The sequence below is a fragment of the Streptoverticillium olivoreticuli subsp. olivoreticuli genome, assembly GCF_003391135.1.
Lineage (GTDB): Bacteria > Actinomycetota > Actinomycetes > Streptomycetales > Streptomycetaceae > Streptomyces > Streptomyces blastmyceticus.
In genome coordinates this window covers 1,974,573-1,994,787 of record NZ_CP031455.1, presented here as the reverse complement: position 1 = coordinate 1,994,787, position 20,215 = coordinate 1,974,573, and the positions used below count along the sequence as shown (strand labels likewise).

Genomic DNA, 20,215 nt, shown 5'->3' with positions numbered 1-20,215 from the left:
CGGCACCCCGGTCAGCGGGCGGCCGGGATGTAGGCGAGGCCGTGCGCGCCCGCCTCCCCGGCCCGGTCCACCTCCAGCGTCGTGATCACCCGCAGCCGCTCCACATCGACGACCGTGACCGTGCTGGACAGGACGTTGGAGACGTACGCCACCGCACCCGACGGCGACGAAGCGATCGTCAAGGGGAACCGGCCCACCTCCACCTGTCCGGCCACCTCCAGCGTGCCCGGCGCGAACACCGTGAGCACGCCGTCGGTCTGCGCCCCCAGCGAGCCGCCGCCACCGGCCATCCGCAGCTCGCCCGCGAGGACCGCCCCGGTGGCGGTGGTGTGCACGGGGAAGACCACACCGCCGGTGGGCAGCGTCCGTACGGTACGGCCGGTGGCGACGTCGATCACCCGGACCCCCGGCGGCTCGGCCGGCCCGTCGCCGAAGTCGCCCTTGAGGGCCGCCACGAAGACCTGTGTGCCGTCGGGCGAGACGGCCAGCCCCTCGCTCCCGGGGACCGCGACGCGCCCGACGAACTCGTCGCGCTCCAGGTCGACGACGGACACGAACGGGGCCTCCTTGTTGGTGGAGTACCCGCGCCGCCCGTCCGGAGTGATCGCGAACCAGTGCGGGCCGTCGGCCATCAGCGGGATCCTGCCGACCGGCTTGTGGGTCCGCGTGTCGAGGACGAGCACCGCCCCCGGCCCGTCCGCGGTGGCCTCGACGCTCACATAGAGCCGGTGGCGCGCCCGGTCCAGGGCGAGCCCGTGCGGCGCGTGGTCCGGCCCGATGTCGATCGTGTCGACGACCGCGCGGGCGTCCACGTCGACGACCGCGATCTGCCGCGCCCGCCCCTGGTGCGCGTGGTAGTAGCCGGCCACATAGGTGCAGGCGCAGTACAGCAGCCGCCGGTCCGGGTCGAAGCACAACTCGTGCGGCTGTGAAGGGACTTCGAGCACGTCCAGCCGCTCATGGGTGACCGCGTCGAAGAAGGTGACGGTCGGTCCGGTCTGGCTCACGACAGCCAGCAGGTCACGGGCGGAACCCGTATCGGTGAGGTTCATGGCCCGTATCCTCGGCGCTCCCGCCGCGCCGCTCCAGTGCGTTCCGCTCACGTCATCCTTGTCCCGCGCGCAATGACTCAGGTGAGGCCGCGGGTACCCCGGAGCGGGAGTGACCCGCATCACATCGGAGCTCGTCGCGCCGTGCGGCCGACACGCCTCCCCGCTGCTGGCGGCGCGCCCCGGCCGCCGGGATGATCGGACCCCCATTGCGGCCGGAAGAGGAGTCCCCGGATGTCCGGTTATCGGAAGAGCAGGCGAATCGCGCTGGTCGCGGCCCTGACCACCCTGGCGCTGGCCCTCGCCCCTGCCACCGTCAACGCCGGTGCGCACCGGGCCGTCCCGTACGACCACCAGCGCTGCGGCAACACCTCGGGCAGAGTGCTGCTGACATTCGACGACTGGTCCTACGACGACCCGGACCTCACGGTGGAGGTGGGGGACTATCTGCGGAGCCGGGGCATTCGCGCCGCGTTCTTCCTCATCAACGAGTTCGCCTCCCAGTACCCCGGCATCACCGAGACCTTGCGCGCCCAGGGCCACTGGGTCGGCAACCACACCTACTCCCACCGGCGCCTGACGGAACTCTCCGAAGCGGACGCCCGCGCGGAGATCCGCGACGGGCTGGACAGCACACTGCTGCGGCCGCCCTTCGGCGACTACGGGGACCGGGAGACCCGGATCGCCACCGAACTCGGTTACCGCATGTGCACATGGACCGTGGACACGCTCGACTGGGACGGCTCCGGCGGGAGCCTTCCCGGCGCGGCCACCGTACGGGCGCGAGTGCGTGAGGCCCCGGCGGCGGACAAGCGGGGCGGAGTGGTGCTCGGGCACCTCTTCACGCACTTCCCCGAAGCGTTGCCGGGGATCATCGACGACCTCCGCGACGACGGCTACGGGCTGTGCCGCAATTCGGGGTCCACGTCGCGGAACATCCCCATGCCCCTGAATTGCTGAGCGCGGTATTCGCCGAATTCCATTCCGGCCGTCCGGAGACCGGGGGCGGAAAGCGGTACTGCTCGCCGCGCATTCCCCGGGTTGCGGCCGACAAGGGTTCACTTAACGTGAGGAAGGTGACGGCCGGTACCCGCCCATGCGCATGAGAGCGCTCCTGCGGCTGCCGGACGCGCGGGAGTCGGCACGCCGCGCGCTCTGGGTGGCCGCGGCGGGCTGCCCGGGCTTCTACCTCTTCCGCTACGGGCTGCACGACCCGGTCATCGCCATGTACTCCATCTTCGGCGCCCTGCCCCTGATCATGTTCTGCCAGGTGCCGGGGGCGCCGCGCGAGCGGACCCGTACGCTGCTGACGGCCCTGCCCGTCGGCGCTCTCCTCGTCACCGCGGGCACCCTGCTCGCGGTGAGCTCCTGGGCGGCCGCCTGCGGGATGTTCGTCGTGGGGTTCGTCATCTCCTACTGCTCGGTGGGCGGCCCCCGCCTGACCGGACTCGCCACCGCCTTCCAGCTCTACTACGTCCTGCCGTGCTTCCCGCCCTACGCCCCCGAGACCCTCGGCTCCCGGCTCCTGGGCCTCACGCTCGGCGTCCTGCTCACCGTCCTGGCCGAACGGTTCCTGTGGCCCGAACCGGCGCCGGAGCCCTACCGGATGCGCCTCGCGGGCGCCGCGGCGGCCGTCGCCGACTGCACCCGCGCGGCCGCCGACCGGCTCGCGGCCGGCTCCGGCGCGCCCCTGGCCCCCGACACCCGCGCGGCTGCCGACCGGGCCCTGGACGGGGTCCGGCTGTCCCGCGTGCCCTTGATGGAGCGGCCCGTCTCCCCGGCGGCCCGGGTCCGGGCGCTGCGCCACACCCACGCCGCGATCCGGCATGTGATGGACCAGTTGGACCGCCTGTTCACCGGGACCGGCGGCGCGCCCGGCGCCCCGCCCGCCACCCTGGCCCTGCTGCGGCACACCGAGAGCGGCCTGCGCCGCGCCGCGGCGGCGCTGCGCGCGGGGACCGCCGAGGACGACGGCACCCTCCCCGAGGAGCTCGACGCCTTCGACGCGGCCCGCGCGGAGACGCTCCCGGGTGCCACGGCCGGGCGGCTGCGGCAGGACGCGGTCGTCCGCGCGGTGGCCGAAGGGGCCCGCCTGGTCACGGAGGCCGCCCGGATCGCGCTCGGCGGCCGGCCGCCCGGAGGCCGTACCCCGCGCTCCCCCTTCACCTACGCCGCGACCCCGGCGCCCGTCCTGTGGTGGCGCAGACTGCGGATGCACCTCACGCTCCGCTCCGTGCACCTCCAGAACGCCCTCCGGGTCGCCGCCGCCCTGGCCTGCGCGCGGCTGCTGGTCGGCGCGCTCGGCCTGGCGCACGGCTTCTGGGTGCTGCTGGCGACCCTCAGCCTGATGCGCACCTCGGCGGCGGACACGCGCGCGGGTCTGGGCCCGGCCTTCGCCGGTACGGCCGTCGGGGCGGCGGTCGCCGCGGGGCTGTTCTATCTCGTCGGTGAGGTCCCCGTCTTCTACGCGGTCGCGCTCCTCGTCGTCGTCCTCGTCGGTTTCACGGTGGCCCCCCTGCTCGGACCGGCCTGGATCCAGGGGGTGTTCACCCTCGCCTTCGTCCTGATCTTCACCCAGCTGTCCACCGCGGACTGGCGGATCTCCGAGGTGCGGATCGTCGACGTCCTCCTCGGAGGGGCGATCGGCGCGGTGGCGAGCCTCCTCGCCTGGCCCCATGGCGGCCAGGGTGAACTGCGGCGCGACATGGCCGACTTCCTCGCCCGGGGCGCCGCGTCCTGCCGTGCCGTCATCGCCCGGCTCGGCGGCGCGCCCGGTCCGGCCGACCTGCTGCTGCCCGTGCGCCACGCGATGCACTTCGCGGAGGCGTCCTCCGCGCAGTACCACATCGAGTGCGGGGGCCGGCATCCCTCGGACCGGCCCTGGGAGGCGGTCCTGACCGTCGGCTACGACATGGTGCACGGCGGAGACCTGATGCTGATGAGCCATCAGCAAGCGCCGCTGCCGGCGGCCGTGGCCGTCGAACTGACCGGCCTGGCCGAGCGGGTGGCGGCGGAGGTCCTCCGGGCCGCGGACGCGCTGCGGGCCGGTGACGGCGGCGGCGCGGACCCGGCGTGGACGCCTCCGGCCACCTGTCCGCCCGAGGCGTCCGGGCCGCTGCGCTACGTCGAGCACGGGACGCCCGGCATCCCGGACGCCCAGGCCCTGCTGATCGCCGACGCCGAGGCCTGGCTCAGCGGAGTGGCCCGCGCCGCGGCCCGCATCCGCGGGGCGCCGGGCTGACGGGAGCCGCCGGGCCCGGCTCCCCGCCGTCCGGCACATCCGGCCGCCCCGGGAGAACCGGCCTATCGTGGTCCACAGGAACGGCGCCGCTGTCGGAGGCGGCGCGCATGCGGGAGGACGGTCCCATGGAGTCCGATTCCGGCGCGCCGGTGACGGTGGTCGTCGCCGACGACCACCCCGTCTACCGCGAAGGCATCGCCCGCGGCCTGCGGCTCAGCGGCCGGATCGAGGTGCTGGCCGAGGCCGGGGACGGCGCGGAGGCGCTCCGGGTGATCCGGGAGCTGGAGCCCCAGGTCGCTCTGATCGACTACCGCATCCCCACGATGGACGGCATCGCCGTCGTGCACGCCCTCGTACGCGATCAGCTGCCGACCCGCGCCATCCTGCTGTCGGCCACGACCGACGCCGCCGTGGTCTACCGCGCCGTGGAGGAGGGAGCCGCCGGCTATCTCGCCAAGGACGCCAAGCGGGCCGAGATCGTCGACGCCGTGCTCAGGGTCGCGAGCGGCAAGCAGGTGGTCTCGGAGGACCTGGCCGGCGGGCTCGTCGACGAGATCCGGCTGCGGGCGGACCGGGACACCACGATCCTCTCCGAGCGCGAGCGGCAGGTGCTCCACGGCTTCGCCGAAGGCAAGAGCATCCCCCAAGTGGCCGCGGAGCTTTATCTGGGCGCGAGCACCGTCAAGACCCACACCCAGCGGCTGTACGAGAAGCTCGGCGTGTCCGACCGCGCCGCCGCCGTCGCCGAGGCGATGCGGCGGGGGCTGCTGGAATAGCGCCCCCGGCTCATACGGCGATCTCCGCGCCCGACAGCTCCCGCGCTACCTGCCGCGCCTGCCGCACCACGTTGCGCAGGTGATTGGCGAACGGGATGCGGACGTGCGTCCCCACCCCCACCACCCAGACCCGCTCAGGCGCCGCCCCGGCCGCCCGGCGCACCCGGAGGTCCCCCTCCAGATGGTCGACGGCCGTGGCGCGCGCGGGCGGATCGCCCAGGTGCAGCGCGGAGCCCTCGCGGTCCCAGTGGAGCACGGGCGGGTGATAGCCGGTGGCGTTGACGACGTAGTCGAAGCGGTCCACTCGCCCGTCCGGCTGTTCGACCCGCCAGGCGCCCTGGGCGAACGAGACGGCGGAGGGATAGGAATCCGCCATCCGCAGCGCGCCTGACTCGAAGCAGGCCAGCAGGCGGCGGGCATTGACGACGGTCATCGCCGTGGCGTACCGGCCGGTGAACCAGGAGAAGCGTGCCATCAGCGCCCGGCGACGCGCGGGCCGCAGCGAGGGCGCGAGGGCGATCACGGTCTCGATCAGGGGCACCATCACCTCCGCCCACGGACAGGCACCCTCCTCCACCAGCGCCGTCTCCTCGCGCAGCCGCCGTACGGGGTCGGCCGCCCGGGAGGTCTGGAGCCGCAACGGCCGCCGGTCCAGCAGTCGGATCGACTCCACCACACAGCGCATCAGCCGCTCCTCCAGCAGCGGGTCGGCCGGGTCGAGCAGGGAGATCCGGTCCAGCGGCGGTAAGTCGCGCGTGGCCATCGACAGCGACACCCGTGCGGGCGGCAGCAGTCCCGAGGGCGAGGTCACCGTCGTCCGGTGGCCGTCACGGCACAGCAGCAGCGCGGCGTCGACCGCCGACAGGCGGCTGCCGAGCACCAACACCCGGGAGTCCGGCGGAAGCCGGCGGATCCGGTCGGCCGGGTAGGGGCTGTCCAGATAGTGCGGGTGGCCCTCGAAGGCGGCGAAGCCGTCCGGTGTGCGGGGGCGGTGCACGCCGGTGCAGACGACGACCTCGTCGGCCCGCAGCTCGCGCCCGTCGGCCAGCCGGACCCGCTGCGCGCCGTCCGCGCCGCCCACGTGGACGGATTCGGCCGTGCCGTGCACCTGGCGAACGGCGACACCGCGGGCCGCCGCCTGTTCCCGGGCCCACGCGTAGCGGTCGTGACCGTACTCGGCCATCCGGGCCCGGGGGACGCAGTCCTTCCCGCCGCCCGTCCAGCCGTGCTGGCGGAGGTAGCCGACGAAGTCGTCGGGCCGGTCCGCGAGCAGGGAGTTGATCTCGACGGCCGTGTTGCACAGCAGCAGCGGGTCGGTGTCCCCGAAGGCCAGCCCCCAGCCCGCCGGGTGGGGGTCCACCAGTCGGACGGACCTCACCGGGCTCTCCCCGGGGCCGGGGTGCTCCGGGTCGAGGAGCGCGCGCACCAGGTGCAGCACGACGCTGGTCCCGGCGACACCGGCCCCGATCACGACCACATCCCGCCCCGCCCCGTGCCCTGGCCTCCGTTCGGACTCCCTCGCCCCGGCGGACTCCGCGATACGTCCCACGGGCACCTCCTTTCCGTAGAGGCACCCTGCCCAATCGGCGGTTCACCGGAACCCGTGCCACCGACAGCGGCGGGAAAGACGCACGGCGCGGCCGCCGGGCGGGACATTCCCCGGGATGCGGCCCGCCGGACAACGGATTAGGTTCCGTTCCGGGACGGGGACCACCCCCGCCCCGGGATCGCACGTGATCCCCCAAGGGACGGGACGTCGCGTGGACCATGGCACCTCGGCAGCCCCTTCCGGCCCGGACGCGCCCGACCCCGCCCGCTGGGCGATGCTCGCGGTCCTCTGCGCCAGCCTCCTCCTGGTGGCCATGGACGCCACCATCCTCAACGTGGCCCTGCCGTCCCTCATCAAGGAGATGCGGCCGGACGCCCTGGAACAGTTGTGGATCATCGACATCTACGGGCTGGTGCTGGGCGGACTGCTCGTCACCGCGGGCGCGGTGGGCGACCGGGTGGGCCGGAAGCTGCTGTTCGTCGCCGGGTTCTCCGTGTTCGGGGTGGCCTCGGTGCTCGCCGCCACGGCCGGGCTCACCGAGAGCGTCCTCCAGCTGATCGCGGGCCGGGTGCTGCTCGCCATCGGCGGGGCCATGGTGATGCCGTCCACCCTCTCGCTGATCCGCACCATCTTCACCGACGCCCACGAACGCACCCTGGCGATCGGGGTCTGGGCCGCCGTCGCGGGCGCGGGCGCGGCGATCGGCCCGCTGGTCGGCGGCGCGCTGGTGAACGCCTTCTCCTGGTCGGCGGCCTTCTGGGTGAACGTGCCGGTCGTCGTGATCACCGTCGTCGCGGCGGTCCTGCTGCTCCCCGAGTACCGCAGCCCCTCGCACCACGACCTCGACCTCTGGTCCGCCGTGCTGTCCGTGGCCGGCGTCATCGCCACCGCCTGGGGCATCAAGCACCTGGCGGGCGGCTTCCGGCCAGTCGACCTGGCCGCGCTGCTGGTCGGCCTGGCGGCGCTCACCTGGTTCGTACGCCGTCAACTGGTCGCCGCGGACCCGCTGCTGGACGTCCGGCTCTTCGCCAGCCGCCCGTTCCTGGCCGCCGCGCTCGCCACCCTGACCGCGATGATGGCGATCGGTGCCGCCCTCTACCTGATCTCGCTCTGGCTCCAGTACGTCCACGGCTACGACGCCCTGGCGGCCGGGCTGCGGACGCTCCCCGTCGCGCTCGCCCTGCTCGCCTCGTCGCTGCTGACGCCCTGGCTGCTGCGCCGGATCGGCGTGCGGACCGTGCTGACGGTGGGTCTGGCCGCGCTGCTGTGCGGCTTCGCGCTGCTGGCCGCGGCCCCGCAGCCGCTGGCCTACGGCGTGGTGGCGATCGCCCTGGTCACCTTCGGTATCGGCGACGGCATGGCCATCACCGCCTCCGCGGCGGTGATGGTCTCGGCCGTGCGCCCGGAGCGCGCGGGTCAGGCCGGCGCCGTCTCGGAGAGCGCGTACGAACTGGGCATCGGCTTCGGCGTGGCGCTGCTCGGCAGCATCCACACCAGGCTGTTCCGCTCCGGGATGACCGGCCTCCCACCCGGGCTGCGGGGCGCGGACCTGACGGCCGCGCGGCAGTCGGTGGGCGGCGCGGACGAGGTGGCCCGCTCCTTCGGCACCGACAGCGGGGTGGGCCGCGCGCTGCTGGCGACGGCGCGCTCGGCGTTCAACGACGCGCTGACCACCACGGCGCTGGTGTCCGTGGCCATCGTCGCGGTGGCGGTGGCCCTGGCGGCGATCCTGGTTCCGAAGAACTTCCGCGCGGATTCGGCGCATTGACGGCGGCCCTTCCCCGGCCCCGGTGCGGACACGACAGCTCCAGGGTTCCTCACGCGCGCCAACGACCGCGGCACGCGGCCGCCAGAAAGCCCGGCCCGAACGACAGCAACAGCCCCCGCTCGTCGTCGCACGGCGGGTCCTCGTGCGTGCGGGCGAGGACGTCCAGGACCGCGACGCCGCCCAGGTTCCCGTTCTCCGCGAGGCTGTCCCAGGAGTGCCGCAGCATCTTCGCGTCGACGCCCAGGCCCCGCGCGGTGTCGTCGAGGACCCGCGGCCCGCCCGGGTGGACGACCGTCCACTGCGGCTCGGCGGGCGGTGCCTGCACGGTCTGCAGCCAGGCGCGCAGTGCGGGCATCACCTCGCCCGTGGCCTCGGCGGCGGCGCGGGTGGAGTCGAAGTGCAGACCGGCCCCGTCGAGCCGGCCCCGGTAGCGGTGGCCGCTCTCGGGCAGCAGGTACTCCCAGGTGTCCTCGACGCACAGGCCGGGCCCGAGCGGGGCGTCGGTGACGACGCAGGCGCCGGAGCCGTCCCCGAACAGCGCCTTGTAGATCATCGACTCGAAGGTGGTGTTGCGGTGGTTGTAGATGGTGCTGATGGTCTCCGCGACGACCACCAGGACCCGGCTCCCGGGGTGCGCCCGCACATGGTCGGTGGCGCGGACCAGGGCCTGCGCCCCGCCCACGCAGCCGAGGGACGTCATGGGGATCCGGCGCACGTCGGCGCGCAGCCCGAGCGCGCCGATGAGGTGGATGTCCAGGCCCGGCACGGCCCATGAGGTGGAGTGGCTGGTGACGACGCAGTCGACGGCCGACGGCTCGAGGCCGGTGTCCGCGAGCGCGGCCCGCGCCGCCCGGGTGGCCAGTTCGGCGGAATCGGCGAACGCCACCCGGTTGCGTTCCTCCACCGTCGCGGTGCCGGAGACCGTGGGGGAGTCCAGGGGCTGGGTGAAGCGCCGGGTGCGGACACCGGTGGCGCGGGCGACGCGCAGCACGGATTCCAGCCGTGGGTGGTCCGCGTGGTGCTCGCGGATGTCCTCGACGATGTCCTCGGTGGTCACACGGTGCCGGGGGAGGGCTATGGCGGGGCGTGAGACGTGCGCTGTCACGGGAGCTCCACGGGTCGGGGCGGCCGTCGGCCTGGGCCGGCGGGGGCGGTGCCGGTACCCGGCGCGGGCCGCCCCCGCACGGTCATCCTGCACGCAGCATGGGCCGGCGGGTGGGTCCGCTCCGGTCACCGGGGCGGAAGACCAGCACCATAAGCCGGGCACGCGGTGACGCGAGAGGCTCGGCGCTGCACAGCGACACCCAGCCGGGGCCCCGCACCGGGTGCAGCAGCGGCCGTTCGTCGCCGTCGGGATGGACGTACGCCCGGCCGCCCGCCTCGTACAGCGGTCCCACCACCGGGTCGGCGAGGATGTCCGCCTCCAGTTCGGCGAGCGTTTCGTCGTGGGGCAGCGCGGCCATGGCCGCGCGCATCTGCGGCAGGATCATCGGCACCCAGTGCTCCTGCCAGCCGGTGAGGATCGTACGGGCCTCCGGGTGGAGCGTCATCCACCGCATGGTGTTCTCCGGCACCTCGCGGCGCGGGAACATCTCGGTGAACGCCTGGTTGTGCGCGAGCACCCGCCAGGACTGGTCGTTGATGTACGCCATGTGGGACTGGCCCTCGACGACGTCCTGCCAGGCCCGGGGCACCTCCGTGCCCGAGCGCTGGTGCAGCGGGTAGGGCGGGTCGCGGCGCACGGCGTAGAGCCACAGCGACGTCCACTCGTGCTCGGTGAACGCCAGCAGCCGGGCGACGTCGCGCAGCAGGTCCTCCGGCGGATGGGGGTAGGCGCCCGTCTCCAGCCGGTTGAACGTGCCGTGGGTGCGGTGCAGCAGCTGGTCGATCTGGCTCTGGGTCAGCCCCGGGGCGCGCCGACCCTGACGCGAGGGGCGGAGGAGCCCGTGGTCCTCCGGCGCGATACGGCCCCGGCGTTCCCGGAGCAATGCCTGAAGGGCTTCCTTGTCCAACGGAGGTTCCCCCAATATCACGAACGGCGCCGCCAGGGGAAGCCGATTTCATAGGCGAGTTTTTCCTGCAAAAAGTTCTCAGCAGAAATGATCGCATCCCTCCTGCATGATCTACCTGCGGGTCAGCAGCCACGGGGGTGCCGCTGACCTGGCCGACTTCACCGCATCCTGCGGTTGCGAGGGAGCTGGAGGGAGGGGAACACCATTCGTTCGCTGACCGACCGACAGGGACAGCAGTGGGCGGGGAACATCCGCCGGCAGCTTCCGCGAGCGGCGTTATGTAGACGGCGGGGTCATGGCCCCGCCCCCGCGACCGTGCCCGTCTGCTCCGAACGGGCGTCGCCCGGCTCCGCGCCGGGCTGTCCACGCGGCTCCGCCGGTACCTGCTGATAGAGCGACGGGTACAGGCGCGACGCGAAGGAGCCCGTCATGCGCGAGACCCGAGGGGTGCCCTCCGCGGCGGCGAGCGCCGTACGCATCGGTGCCGCCTGCGCCGGCGCGGTCCCCGCGGCGGTGCTGCGCCTGAGCGGGACCGAGCTCTCACCCGGGTGGGCCGTGGCCGTCTTCGGCCTGGGCGTGCTGTGCTCGGCGCTGCTGCTGATGTGGGCGGCCGAGACCGCACGCGCCGACATGGCCGGCGCGCTCGCGCTCGCCCTGCTCGCCTTCATCGCGGTGCTGCCCGAGTATGCCGTCGACCTGTACTTCGCCTACGCGGCCGGCTCCGACCCCTCGTACGCCGCCTACGCCGCGGCCAACATGACCGGCGCCAACCGGCTGCTCGTCGGCGTCGGCTGGCCGTTGGTCGCGCTCGCCTCGGCGCTCGCGCTGCGCCGGCGGTCCGCGCCGGACACCGGGATCGTGCTGGAGCCGCACCGGCGCATCGACGTCGCGTTCCTCGCGGTGGCCGCCGTCCTCGCCTTCGTGATGCCGCTGACCCGGGAGATCGGCTGGTACGTCCCGGTGGTGCTCGTCCCCTGGTACGGCTACTACCTCTACCGGATCGGCAAGTGCAGTTCGGGCGAGATGGAGGAGCTCGTCGGGGTCCCCGCGCGGCTCGCCACGCTGGCAGCACCCCGCCGCCGCGCCACCACCGCGACCCTGTTCGCCGCCGCCGCGGCTGTCGTCTTCGCCTGCGCGGAGCCCTTCGCCAACGGTCTGGTGGAGGCGGGGGCCTCGCTGGGGATCGACCGCTTCGTCCTGGTGCAGTGGCTCGCGCCGCTGGCGTCGGAGGCCCCGGAGCTCATCGTCGCCGTGGTCTTCGCCTGGCGGCTGCGGGCGAGCGACGGGCTCGGCGCGCTGCTCTCCAGCAAGGTCAACCAGTGGACCCTGCTGGTCGGTTGCCTGCCCCTGGCCCATGCGCTGGGCGGCGGCGGGGCGGCCCTGCCGCTGGTGACCCGGCAGGTCGACGAGGTCGCGCTGACCGCCGCCCAGACCGTCCTGGCCGTGGTGGTCCTGCTCGACCTGCGCTTCGCCCGCCTCCAGGCCGCCGGGCTGTTCGTCCTCTTCGCGGTGCAGTTCGCCCTGCCGGGGGAATCCGCCCGGCTCGTCCTGACCTATGTGTATCTGGGCCTCGCCGTCCTGCTGCTGACGACCCGCGTCCGCCATCTCCCCGCCACGGCGCGCGCCCTGGGCGGCCGGATCGAGGGCGACCCGCACCGCTGAGGCGGCGGCGCGCGGCCCGGGGGCCCGTGGCGGCCGCCGGTCACGGTTCGGTGATGAGGTCGGTGAGGGCCTTGATGCCGTCGGCGGCCAGCACCCGGCGCTGCCGGTCCGCCGGGGTGCCCCGCCGCAGCAGACGGTGCACCGACGAGCTCACCTGACGGATGTCACCGGCCTCCTCCAGCGCCTGCCCGATGTGCCCGAGCAGGGAGCGGACGACGTCGTCGGCGCCGCGGCGCCTGCCCTCGGGGTCGACGAGCACACCCTCCAGACCGTGCCGGGCGGCATGCCAGTTCGCGGCACTGAGCAGCTCCGGCGGGCAGTGCGCAATCCGGCGGCCGCTCTTCTCGTCACGGATGGCGGTCGCCACCATGCCGCGCACTATCCCGGCGAACATCACGGCGTCGTCGGCGCGCAGCTGGACGTCCAGGCAGCGCACCTCGATCGTGGGGTAGCGGTCGGACAGCCTGGCCTGCCAGTACAGCTGCCCCCGGTCGCTGATCGCCCCGGCGACGAACAGCGCCTGGATACGCTCCTCGTAGTCGGCGAGATCGGTGAAGTGCGGGGGCGGACCGCAGACGGGCCAGCGGCTGTAGACCACGGTGCGCCAGCTGGCGAAGCCGGTGTCCTGGCCGTGCCACATCGGTGAGTTGGCCGCCATGGCCACCAGCACCGGCAGCCAGGGGCGGACGCGGTTGAGGACGGCGACGCCCATCTCCCGGTCGGGGATGGCGATGTGCACGTGCATCCCGTTGACCAGCTGTTCGTCGACCAGTTGGGCCGCCCGGCCGCGCATCGCCAGATAGCGCGGGTTCCGGGTGACGGGTATGGGCACCAGGCCCGCGCGGGGCGACGTGCCGCTCGCGGCGATCCGGCAGCCGTTCCGCTTGGCGGCGGAGCTCACGGCGTGGCGCAGGCGCAGCAGATGGCTGCTCGCCTCCGCCAGGTCCGCACAGACCGGAGTGGCCACTTCCACCTGGGCCTGCAACAACTCCGCCTGAATCTCCCGCTCGTGCACGACCGGTTCCAGGTCCACCGCTGCGCAGACCTGCTCTGCCTTGGGGACGGGCAGTGCGGTGGCCGGGTCGAGCAGAAGATACTCCTCCTCGATCCCTAGGGTGAGCATGTCGTAGGGCTACCCCCACGCTGTCACGGCGAACCGCACGTCCCCCGTGGTCGCGTATTTCTGACGCAAAGACGTCACGCCCTCGTGCGCGTACTCGCGGCGGACGGAGTCGTATGACTGGATTTCAGTCCCGGATTTCCCTCAACTCCCAAGATTGAATGGGAGTTGACCGGGTTGTGTGCGACGGGAAAGTACCCCGGTTCCATGAATGCCGGGAAGTGAAGAAGTTCACAGAAAGCCGTCCTGGCTCCGGTTTCCGGCTCTTCGTGATGCAGGATCGTGACTCGAACACAAGATCCCGTCACCGAGACGGGCACCCCGGGCGGACGCCGAGTCCTGCCGCCGTTCCGGGTGCGGAGCAGACCGAATGGATCGGCAGGAGCGGGAGACCCAGGTACGACGGACCACGATGGCGGTGGTCCTTGGGGTGAAGCCACGTATGTGGCCGGGCAACTTCGACAGCCCGAACCCGACAGGTCATCTTTCGCAGGCGGATGACGAAGGGTTTGACATGTCTGCGTTCCCCGGCATATCCACGCTCGTGTCCAGGGCCGGCGCCGCGACCGTCCTCACCGCCGCCACCGTCACCGCCTCGATGCTGCTGCCCGGTGTGGCGGCCGACGCCCAGGCGGCGACCCCGGGTCAGGCCGCGCTGAAGGTCGCCGCCTCCAAGAAGGGCTCGCCCTATCAGTACGGCGCCGCGGGCCCCAACCGGTTCGACTGCTCGGGCCTCACGCTCTACTCGTTCAAGAAGGTCGGCAAGAACCTGCCGCGTACCGCCCAGGACCAGTACAACAGGACCCGGCACCTGTCCGCGGGCTCCCGCCAGACCGGCGACCTCGTCTTCTTCCACTCCGGCAGCAACGTCTACCACGTGGGCATCTACGCCGGGGACAACAAGATCTGGCACTCGCCCAAGCCCGGCGCGTCCGTCCGGCTGGAGAAGATCTGGAGCAACAGCGTCTGGTACGGCCGCGTCAACTGACCCGGGCCCTGCCGCGGCGAACGGCCCCCGGCGCCGGAAGGCGCGCACAGGGGCCGTGTGCCGGTGGCCGGGCGGTGCAGCTGTCCGGTGGAGGATCAGGGCAGCTGCGCCCCGAGGGCCTGGAGGGCCGCGGGAACCGGCTGGAAGAAGGTCTCGCCACCGGACGAGCAGTCACCGCTGCCGCCCGAGGTGAGCCCCAGCGCCGTGTCGCCGTCGAACAGCGCGCCGCCGCTGTCGCCCGGCTCGGCGCACACGGAGGTGTCGATCAGGCCGTCGACCGTGCCCTCCGCGTAGTTGACGGTCGCGTTGAGGCCGGTGACCTGGCCGCTGTGCAGGCCGCTGGTGCTGCCGCTGCGCTGCACCTGCTCGCCGACCGTCGCCTCACCGGCCCGGCTGATGTTCTGCTGGCTGCCGTTGTAGAGGTCCACCGCGCTGGAGTGGTCGGCCGAGCCCGTGTAGCGCACCAGCGCGTAGTCGTTGCCGGGGAAGACCGAGCTCTCCGTCGTACCGGCCTGGGGGCCGCCCTGTGAGTCGGACCAGTCGGCCGAGGCGTTGCCGCAGTGCCCGGCCGTCAGGAAGTAGGGCTGCCCGTCCTTGGTCACGTTGAAGCCGAGCGAACAGCGCACCCCGCTGCCCCAGATGGCGTCGCCGCCCGCGATGAGCGGCCGGAAGGTGCCGGCCGTCCTTCTGAGCGTGGCCTTGTCGCCCAGGCTCGCGACGACCTTGCCGAGCCGGCTCAGGCGCGCCCCGCGGACCGTGCTGTCGGCGGTGACCACGACCTTGTCGGTCCTGGGATCGACCGACCAGGCAGTGCCCGGGATGGACGCCTGCGCCTTCAGGGTCGCCCTGGCCGACGCGACGTCGGCCGCCGAGTGCGCGGCCGGGGCGGGCGTCGCGTGGGCGGCGGGCAGGGTGAGCGCGGCGGTCGCCAGGACCGCGGCGGCCGTACCGGCCATGGCGGAGCGGCGTGCGGATATGCGAGGACGTTTCACGAGACCTCCTGTGGGGGGTGCCCGGTGAGACCGATGTCCGGGCACGGAGGGTGCATGTGACGTGACGACAGGGGCGTGACGGCCGATGCGCGGCCCGGCGGTGGCCGGGAGACGCTAGTCGCGTCCATGTCAATTCCCGGAGTATCCCGACCGTCCGCGTGAACGTTCAAGAGCGACATTCGGTCGTACGGGCCGTGCTCCGGCAAGCCCCGCGCGTCACAGGGGCATCGCGAACCGTCCCCGTAAACGCCTGTGACGGGCGCGGATGGGCGCTGGGCGGTGAGCGGACAAGAAGGGGTGCGGCTGTCCGGTAATCGCTCTCTTTGGGAGCGGGCGGACGGTTTCTTTGCGCTCCCTTAACGGACCGTCAGACGCGCCGACGACGACGGGCCCCCGACCGCTTCCGCGATCGGGGGCCCGTCGGTGCCGGCCGCTCACGGCCCGGCTGCCGCGGCCTACTGCGCGCCCGTCGTGTGGGTCGGGTGGATCGGACCGCTGTGCTCCGTGCCCGGGATCGGGGCGCCCTCCGTGTGCTCGATGGGCGCGCCCAGTCCGGCGAGGATGGCCTGCTCGCTGGGCGTGTTCTGCTCGGCGGGCTGCGCGGCCTCGGCGGGCTTCGGGGCCTCGGTGCTCATGGGAACTCCTGTCATGCGGGTCGAACACGGTCTTTCCCCGCAGTATGTGACACCGCGATCAACAGACGATCAATAGATGAGTACCGGCCAGGTCACGGGCGGCTCCTGCGGCACGGAGCCCTGAGATACTGTCCCCCTTGTCGCCGGGCGGAGTGTGCGCGGCGAGGTCGGGGGAGACATGGGCGCCAGCGGAGCGACAACCGGAGCACAGCTCTCTTTCCAGCTGCTCGGCCCGGTGCGCGCGCAGCTCGACGGGCGGCAGATCGAGCTCGGAGCGCGCCAGCAGCGCGCCATGCTCGCCGTCCTCCTGCTGCGCGGAGGCCGCACCGTCTCCAGCGACGAACTGATCGACGCCCTGTGGGGCGAACTGGCACCGCCCCAGGCGCTCGGCACCATCCGCACCTACGCCTCCCGCCTGCGCAACCTCCTCGAACCCGGCCGCGTGGCCAGGACCCCGGCCACCGTCCTCGTCTCCTCCGCCGGCGGCTACGCCCTGCGCATACCGCCGGAACAGGTCGACGCCGTCGTCTTCCAGCGCCGCCTCGCCGAGGCCGCCGACGCCCGCGAGGCGGGGGACACCGAGACCGCGCACAGCCGCTACGCCGACGCCCTGGACCTCTGGCACGGCGCCGCGCTGGCCGGTCTCCCCGGCCCGTACGCCGAACGGCAGCGGCACCGGCTCTCCGAGGCCCGCCTCGTCGCCCAGGAAGGGCTCTTCGACTGCGCCCTCGCCCTCGGCCGCCACTCCGAGATCGTCCCCGAGCTGAGCTCCCTCGCCGCCGAACACCCCCTGCGCGAACGCCTCCGCGCCCTGCTGATCCTCGCCCTCTACCGCTGCGGACGCCAGGTCGACGCCCTCGCCGCCTATGCCGACACCCGGCGCCTGCTGGTCGCCGAGCTCGGCGTCGAACCCGGCCCCGAACTGACCGAACTGCACGCCAGGGTGCTCGCCGCCGACCCCGCGCTGTCCTACGCCCCGTCCGCGGGCCCCGGCCCCGCGCCGGCCCCGGCCGAGCCCGCGGGCCCCGCCCGCCCCGTGGCCGTCCCCTTCCAGCTGCCGGCCGGCATCCCCGACTTCACCGGCCGCGAAGAGCTCGTCCAGGACGTGCTCGCCGCCCTCACCGGCACCTCCGGGCCCGCCGTGATGATCGCCATGCTCACCGGCATCGGCGGTGTCGGCAAGACCACGCTCGCCGTGCACGCCGCCCACGCCGCCCGGCCGGAATTCCCCGACGGCCAGCTGTACGTCGACCTCCAGGGCGCCGGGCCGCACCCCGCCGACAGCGGCAGCGTCCTGTCCCACTTCCTCCAGGCCCTGGACGTCCCCGAACCCGATATCCCCGACGAACTGGGGCAACGCGCCGCGCTCTACCGCTCCGTGCTCGCCGACCGGCGCGTCCTGCTCCTCCTCGACAACGCCAGCGACGCCGCCCAGATCCGCCCCCTGCTCCCCGGCACCGCGGGCTGCGCCGTCCTCGTCACGACCCGGTCCCGCGCCATCACCCTCGGCGGCGCCCGCCACTTCCACGTCGGTGTCGCCACCGCCCCCGAGGCCCTCTCGCTCCTCGCCACCATCGTGGGCGCCGAGCGGGTCGCCGCCGAGCCGCGGGCGGCCGCCGCGCTCGTCGCGGCCTGCGGGCATCTGCCGCTCGCCGTGCGCATCGTGGCCTCCCGGCTCGCCGCCCGCCCCGGCTGGACCATCGCCTCCCTCGTCACCCGGCTCGACGACGAACGCCGCAGGCTCGACGAACTGCAGGCCGGCGACCTCACCGTGGAGGCCACCTTCAGGCTCGGCTACGGCCACCTCGCCGACGACCAGGCCAGGGCCTTCCGCCTGCTGGCCCTCGCCGCCGCCCCCGACCTGTCGCTGTCGGCGGCCGCCGCCCTCCTCGGCTGCGACGAGTTCACCGCCGAGGACCTCGCCGAGGGCCTCGCCGACGCGGGCATGCTGGAGTCGTACGCCACCGGCCGCTACCGCTACCACGACCTGCTCCGGCTCTACGCGCGTCGGCAGGCCGAGCAGACCGACACCGGGCAGGAGCGCCACGCCGCCGTCCAACGGCTCCTCGACCACCACCTCGCCACCGTCGGCAACGCCTCCCGGACCCTCGAACCCGACCACGCCCTCCAGCGCCACCTGCACCCCGTCACCCTGCCGGGCGTGCCCTTCACCGACGCCGACGGCGCCCGGCAGTGGCTGCGCCACGAGCACATACCGCTGGCCTCCGTCCTCGCCCAGGCCGTACCCGGCGCGCCCGACGCCCTGCGCCCCGCGGGCGACCTGCTGCTCACCTGGTCCGGTCTGATCGAGGGCCCCGCCCACCGCGAGGAGCTGCGCCGCCTCTCCGAGCTCACCGCCGACACCGCGCAGGCCCGCGGGGAACCCCGCGTCGAGGCCCGCGCCCGCTACACCCTCGGCAACCTCCACTACCTCACCGATGTGTACGACGCCGCCGAGCGCGAACTCTCCACCGCGCTGCGGCTCGCCGAGGACTCCGGGGACAGCCTCTGCCGCCACCTCGCCGCCAACGCGCTCGGCATCCTCCACCTCGCCACCGACCGCCCCACCCGGGCGCTCCCGCTGCTGGAGCTCGCCCGCTCCCTGTGCGACGGACTCGACGACAAGGGCAGCGAGGCACGGGTCCTCGCCAACACCGCCCGCGTGCACCTCGCCCTCGACCAGCCCGAGCAGGCCGAACGCGCCGCCGCGGACGCCGTCCGGCTGGCCGAGGCGACCGGCAACGGACCGACCATCGCCATGACGCTCTACCAGCACGGCTTCGTGCTGCGCAGGACCGGCGCCCCGGCACTCGCCGCCGACCGGCTGCGCGGCGCGCTCGGCCACTTCATCGCCCAGCACCAGCGCGGCTGGGAAGGGCTGGCCTGGGCGCGCCTCGCGGAGTGCCGCCTCGACGAACGGCGGGACGAGGACGCGGTCTCCTGCGCCGAGGAATCCCTGCGGATCGCCCGCGACCTGGGCAAGAGCTACTGCCAAGGGCTCGCCCACGCCGTACTCGGCCAGGCCCTCCCGCGCCTCGGCCGCCCGGACCGCGGCCACGACCACCTCCGCGAGGCCCTCACCCTCTTCACCCGCCTGGGAGTCCCGGAGGCGGCCCCGACCCGCGCGCTCCTCGACGCGGCGACGACACCGGCCACCTGAGGTCGCGGTCGGGAAGCCCGAGCCTCTTTGCCGTCCCTTCGAACGGACCCGGGCGCGGAGCCACCTGTACGGGTGACGGCCGTGCCGGAGCGCGGGAACGCCCGCCCGCGACTGCCAGGCTGACCCCCATGAGCCGTCGTACGTTCGTCGTCTCGGCCGCCGGAGCGGCTCTCGCAACGCCGGCCACCACGGCCCGCAAGGCCCCCGCCACCTCCTCCTCCACCACACCGGACCGTACGGCCGACACCGCGCCCCCCGTCCTCGGGGTGCCCTTCCCCGGCACGGGGGACGGCTACTGGCAGGACGGCAGGCCGAGCCCCGCCCTCCACCGCGACCTGGACACCCTGCGGGCGTACGGCGTCGAAGTCGTCCGCGTCGACGTCTCCTGGCACCGCAGCCAGCCCGAGGACAGCGCCCCCTGTGCCGGGCACCCCTACAACCAGCGCCTGGCGGGAGTGCTCGACGCGGCGGCGGAACGCCGCATCGCCGTCCTCGTCACCCTGCACGAATCGCCCCTGTGGACCCGCGGCGGCGCCGCGCCCCGGGGCTCGCACGCCCGATTCCCCGACGACCCCGACACCATCCGCCCCTGGGCGAAGTGGCTGGCCGCCACCTACGGCGACCGGGTCCTCGCCTGGGAGGTGTGGTGCGAACCCAACCAGCCCGCCACGACCGGCGTGACCGCCCCCGCGGAGCGCGCCGCCCGCTACGCGGCCCTCCTCCGCGCCTGCGCCGCGGGCCTCAGATCCGTCCCCGACCCCGCCCCCGTGGTGCTCGGCGGCCCCTGCCACACCGACCACCGCTTCGTCCGCGACATCTATGCCGCGGGCGGCCGCGACCACTTCGACGTGCTCGCCCTCCGGCCGCGCCTGGACGGGCGGGCACCCGACGCCTGGTCGGAGGAGGCGCCGGGGATCGACCGGGTGACCAACTTCCCGGCGGTGGCCGAGGCGATGCGCGCCTACCGGGACGGGGACAAGCCGGTGTGGTGGACGGAGTTCGGCTTCGCGCCGCAGTCAGCGGAGGAGACGCCACGGGGGCTGCACGAGCCGGCGGAGGCGACGCGGCTGCTCGTACGGTCCTTCGAGCTCGCCCGCGTGCGCTATCCGCAGGTGCGGCTGGCGGTGATCAGCACGGTGCCGTGGCCGCTGCGGCCGCAGCTCCCGGGGCTGCGCGACTACTTCGCCGCCCACCCCGCAACCCGTCCCCTCCTCTGAGCCGCCCTCGCGGGTTGGGGAATGGATTCCAAGCCTTTGACCTGCG

Annotated in this window: 15 protein-coding genes and 1 riboswitch; of the genes, 8 read left to right on the top strand and 7 right to left on the bottom strand. The window is 73.8% G+C overall.

Annotated elements, in window-relative coordinates; translation table 11 throughout:
- Positions 1-11: 11 nt before the first annotated feature.
- Entirely contained in the window at positions 12-1,052 is a 1,041-nt protein-coding gene (locus DXZ73_RS08320) for a YncE family protein (protein WP_116210371.1), read from the bottom strand.
- Between the two features lie 231 nt (positions 1,053-1,283).
- On the opposite strand from DXZ73_RS08320, the gene DXZ73_RS08315 reads away from it, so the two are divergent.
- The 3 genes from DXZ73_RS08315 (at position 1,284) to DXZ73_RS08305 (ending at position 5,066) form a co-directional block, all read left to right on the top strand.
- Complete coding sequence (locus DXZ73_RS08315) at positions 1,284-2,009, top strand: polysaccharide deacetylase family protein (RefSeq protein WP_116210370.1); 726 nt, start codon at positions 1,284-1,286, stop codon at positions 2,007-2,009.
- A gap of 136 nt (positions 2,010-2,145) precedes the next feature.
- The gene (locus tag DXZ73_RS08310; RefSeq protein WP_116210369.1) at positions 2,146-4,290 is read left to right on the top strand and encodes an FUSC family protein; all 2,145 of its coding nucleotides are present in this window, start codon (positions 2,146-2,148) and stop codon (positions 4,288-4,290) included.
- Between the two features lie 125 nt (positions 4,291-4,415).
- Entirely contained in the window at positions 4,416-5,066 is a 651-nt protein-coding gene (locus DXZ73_RS08305) for a response regulator (protein ID WP_116215494.1), read from the top strand.
- Between the two features lie 10 nt (positions 5,067-5,076).
- On the opposite strand, the gene DXZ73_RS08300 is transcribed toward DXZ73_RS08305, so the two are convergent.
- Positions 5,077-6,615, bottom strand: a complete 1,539-nt coding sequence (locus tag DXZ73_RS08300; protein ID WP_162890115.1) for an FAD/NAD(P)-binding protein — start codon at positions 6,613-6,615, stop codon at positions 5,077-5,079.
- A 211-nt stretch (positions 6,616-6,826) separates the two neighbouring features.
- Here DXZ73_RS08300 and DXZ73_RS08295 point away from each other — a divergent pair, with 211 nt between their 5' ends.
- Positions 6,827-8,383: an MFS transporter gene (locus DXZ73_RS08295; RefSeq protein ID WP_240351266.1), complete on the top strand. Its 1,557-nt coding sequence runs from the start codon at positions 6,827-6,829 to the stop codon at positions 8,381-8,383.
- A gap of 49 nt (positions 8,384-8,432) precedes the next feature.
- Here the strand turns inward: DXZ73_RS08295 and DXZ73_RS08290 are convergent, their stop codons facing one another.
- The gene (locus DXZ73_RS08290; protein ID WP_116210367.1) at positions 8,433-9,488 is read right to left on the bottom strand and encodes a PhlD; all 1,056 of its coding nucleotides are present in this window, start codon (positions 9,486-9,488) and stop codon (positions 8,433-8,435) included.
- 82 nt (positions 9,489-9,570) lie between these two features.
- Positions 9,571-10,395, bottom strand: a complete 825-nt coding sequence (locus tag DXZ73_RS08285) for a helix-turn-helix domain-containing protein (protein WP_116210366.1) — start codon at positions 10,393-10,395, stop codon at positions 9,571-9,573.
- Between the two features lie 429 nt (positions 10,396-10,824).
- Between DXZ73_RS08285 and DXZ73_RS08280 the strand changes: the two genes are divergently transcribed.
- Positions 10,825-12,057, top strand: a complete 1,233-nt coding sequence (locus DXZ73_RS08280) for a sodium:proton exchanger (RefSeq protein WP_116210365.1) — start codon at positions 10,825-10,827, stop codon at positions 12,055-12,057.
- Between the two features lie 40 nt (positions 12,058-12,097).
- Here DXZ73_RS08280 and DXZ73_RS08275 read toward each other — a convergent pair whose 3' ends face one another.
- Positions 12,098-13,180: a carboxylate-amine ligase gene (locus DXZ73_RS08275; protein ID WP_116210364.1), complete on the bottom strand. Its 1,083-nt coding sequence runs from the start codon at positions 13,178-13,180 to the stop codon at positions 12,098-12,100.
- A gap of 351 nt (positions 13,181-13,531) precedes the next feature.
- Positions 13,532-13,688, top strand: a riboswitch (cyclic di-AMP (ydaO/yuaA leader).
- Positions 13,689-13,691: 3 nt separating this feature from the next.
- On the opposite strand from DXZ73_RS08275, the gene DXZ73_RS08270 reads away from it, so the two are divergent.
- Positions 13,692-14,165, top strand: a complete 474-nt coding sequence (locus DXZ73_RS08270) for a C40 family peptidase (RefSeq protein ID WP_116210363.1) — start codon at positions 13,692-13,694, stop codon at positions 14,163-14,165.
- A 95-nt stretch (positions 14,166-14,260) separates the two neighbouring features.
- Here DXZ73_RS08270 and DXZ73_RS08265 read toward each other — a convergent pair whose 3' ends face one another.
- On the bottom strand, positions 14,261-15,157 hold the full coding sequence (locus DXZ73_RS08265; RefSeq protein ID WP_240351265.1) for a S1 family peptidase: 897 nt from the start codon (positions 15,155-15,157) through the stop codon (positions 14,261-14,263).
- 455 nt (positions 15,158-15,612) lie between these two features.
- The gene (locus tag DXZ73_RS08260; RefSeq protein WP_116210361.1) at positions 15,613-15,792 is read right to left on the bottom strand and encodes a hypothetical protein; all 180 of its coding nucleotides are present in this window, start codon (positions 15,790-15,792) and stop codon (positions 15,613-15,615) included.
- Positions 15,793-15,970: 178 nt separating this feature from the next.
- Between DXZ73_RS08260 and DXZ73_RS08255 the strand changes: the two genes are divergently transcribed.
- Positions 15,971-18,952, top strand: coding sequence for an AfsR/SARP family transcriptional regulator (locus DXZ73_RS08255; protein ID WP_116210360.1), 2,982 nt, complete (start codon positions 15,971-15,973; stop codon positions 18,950-18,952).
- A gap of 128 nt (positions 18,953-19,080) precedes the next feature.
- Positions 19,081-20,169 (top strand): cellulase family glycosylhydrolase, encoded by a 1,089-nt coding sequence (locus tag DXZ73_RS08250; RefSeq protein ID WP_116210359.1) that lies wholly within the window; start codon positions 19,081-19,083, stop codon positions 20,167-20,169.
- Positions 20,170-20,215 lie beyond the last annotated feature (46 nt).

Bases quoted from the DNA above. Each gene is read 5' to 3' on its own strand.
- DXZ73_RS08320 (WP_116210371.1), bottom strand. From the start codon at position 1,052: ATGAACCTCACCGATACGGGTTCCGCCCGTGACCTGCTGGCTGTCGTG.
- DXZ73_RS08315 (WP_116210370.1), top strand. From the start codon at position 1,284: ATGTCCGGTTATCGGAAGAGCAGGCGAATCGCGCTGGTCGCGGCCCTG.
- DXZ73_RS08310 (WP_116210369.1), top strand. From the start codon at position 2,146: ATGCGCATGAGAGCGCTCCTGCGGCTGCCGGACGCGCGGGAGTCGGCA.
- DXZ73_RS08305 (WP_116215494.1), top strand. From the start codon at position 4,416: ATGGAGTCCGATTCCGGCGCGCCGGTGACGGTGGTCGTCGCCGACGAC.
- DXZ73_RS08280 (WP_116210365.1), top strand. From the start codon at position 10,825: ATGCGCGAGACCCGAGGGGTGCCCTCCGCGGCGGCGAGCGCCGTACGC.
- DXZ73_RS08275 (WP_116210364.1), bottom strand. From the start codon at position 13,180: ATGCTCACCCTAGGGATCGAGGAGGAGTATCTTCTGCTCGACCCGGCC.
- DXZ73_RS08270 (WP_116210363.1), top strand. From the start codon at position 13,692: ATGTCTGCGTTCCCCGGCATATCCACGCTCGTGTCCAGGGCCGGCGCC.
- DXZ73_RS08260 (WP_116210361.1), bottom strand. From the start codon at position 15,792: ATGAGCACCGAGGCCCCGAAGCCCGCCGAGGCCGCGCAGCCCGCCGAG.
- DXZ73_RS08255 (WP_116210360.1), top strand. From the start codon at position 15,971: ATGGGCGCCAGCGGAGCGACAACCGGAGCACAGCTCTCTTTCCAGCTG.
- DXZ73_RS08250 (WP_116210359.1), top strand. From the start codon at position 19,081: ATGAGCCGTCGTACGTTCGTCGTCTCGGCCGCCGGAGCGGCTCTCGCA.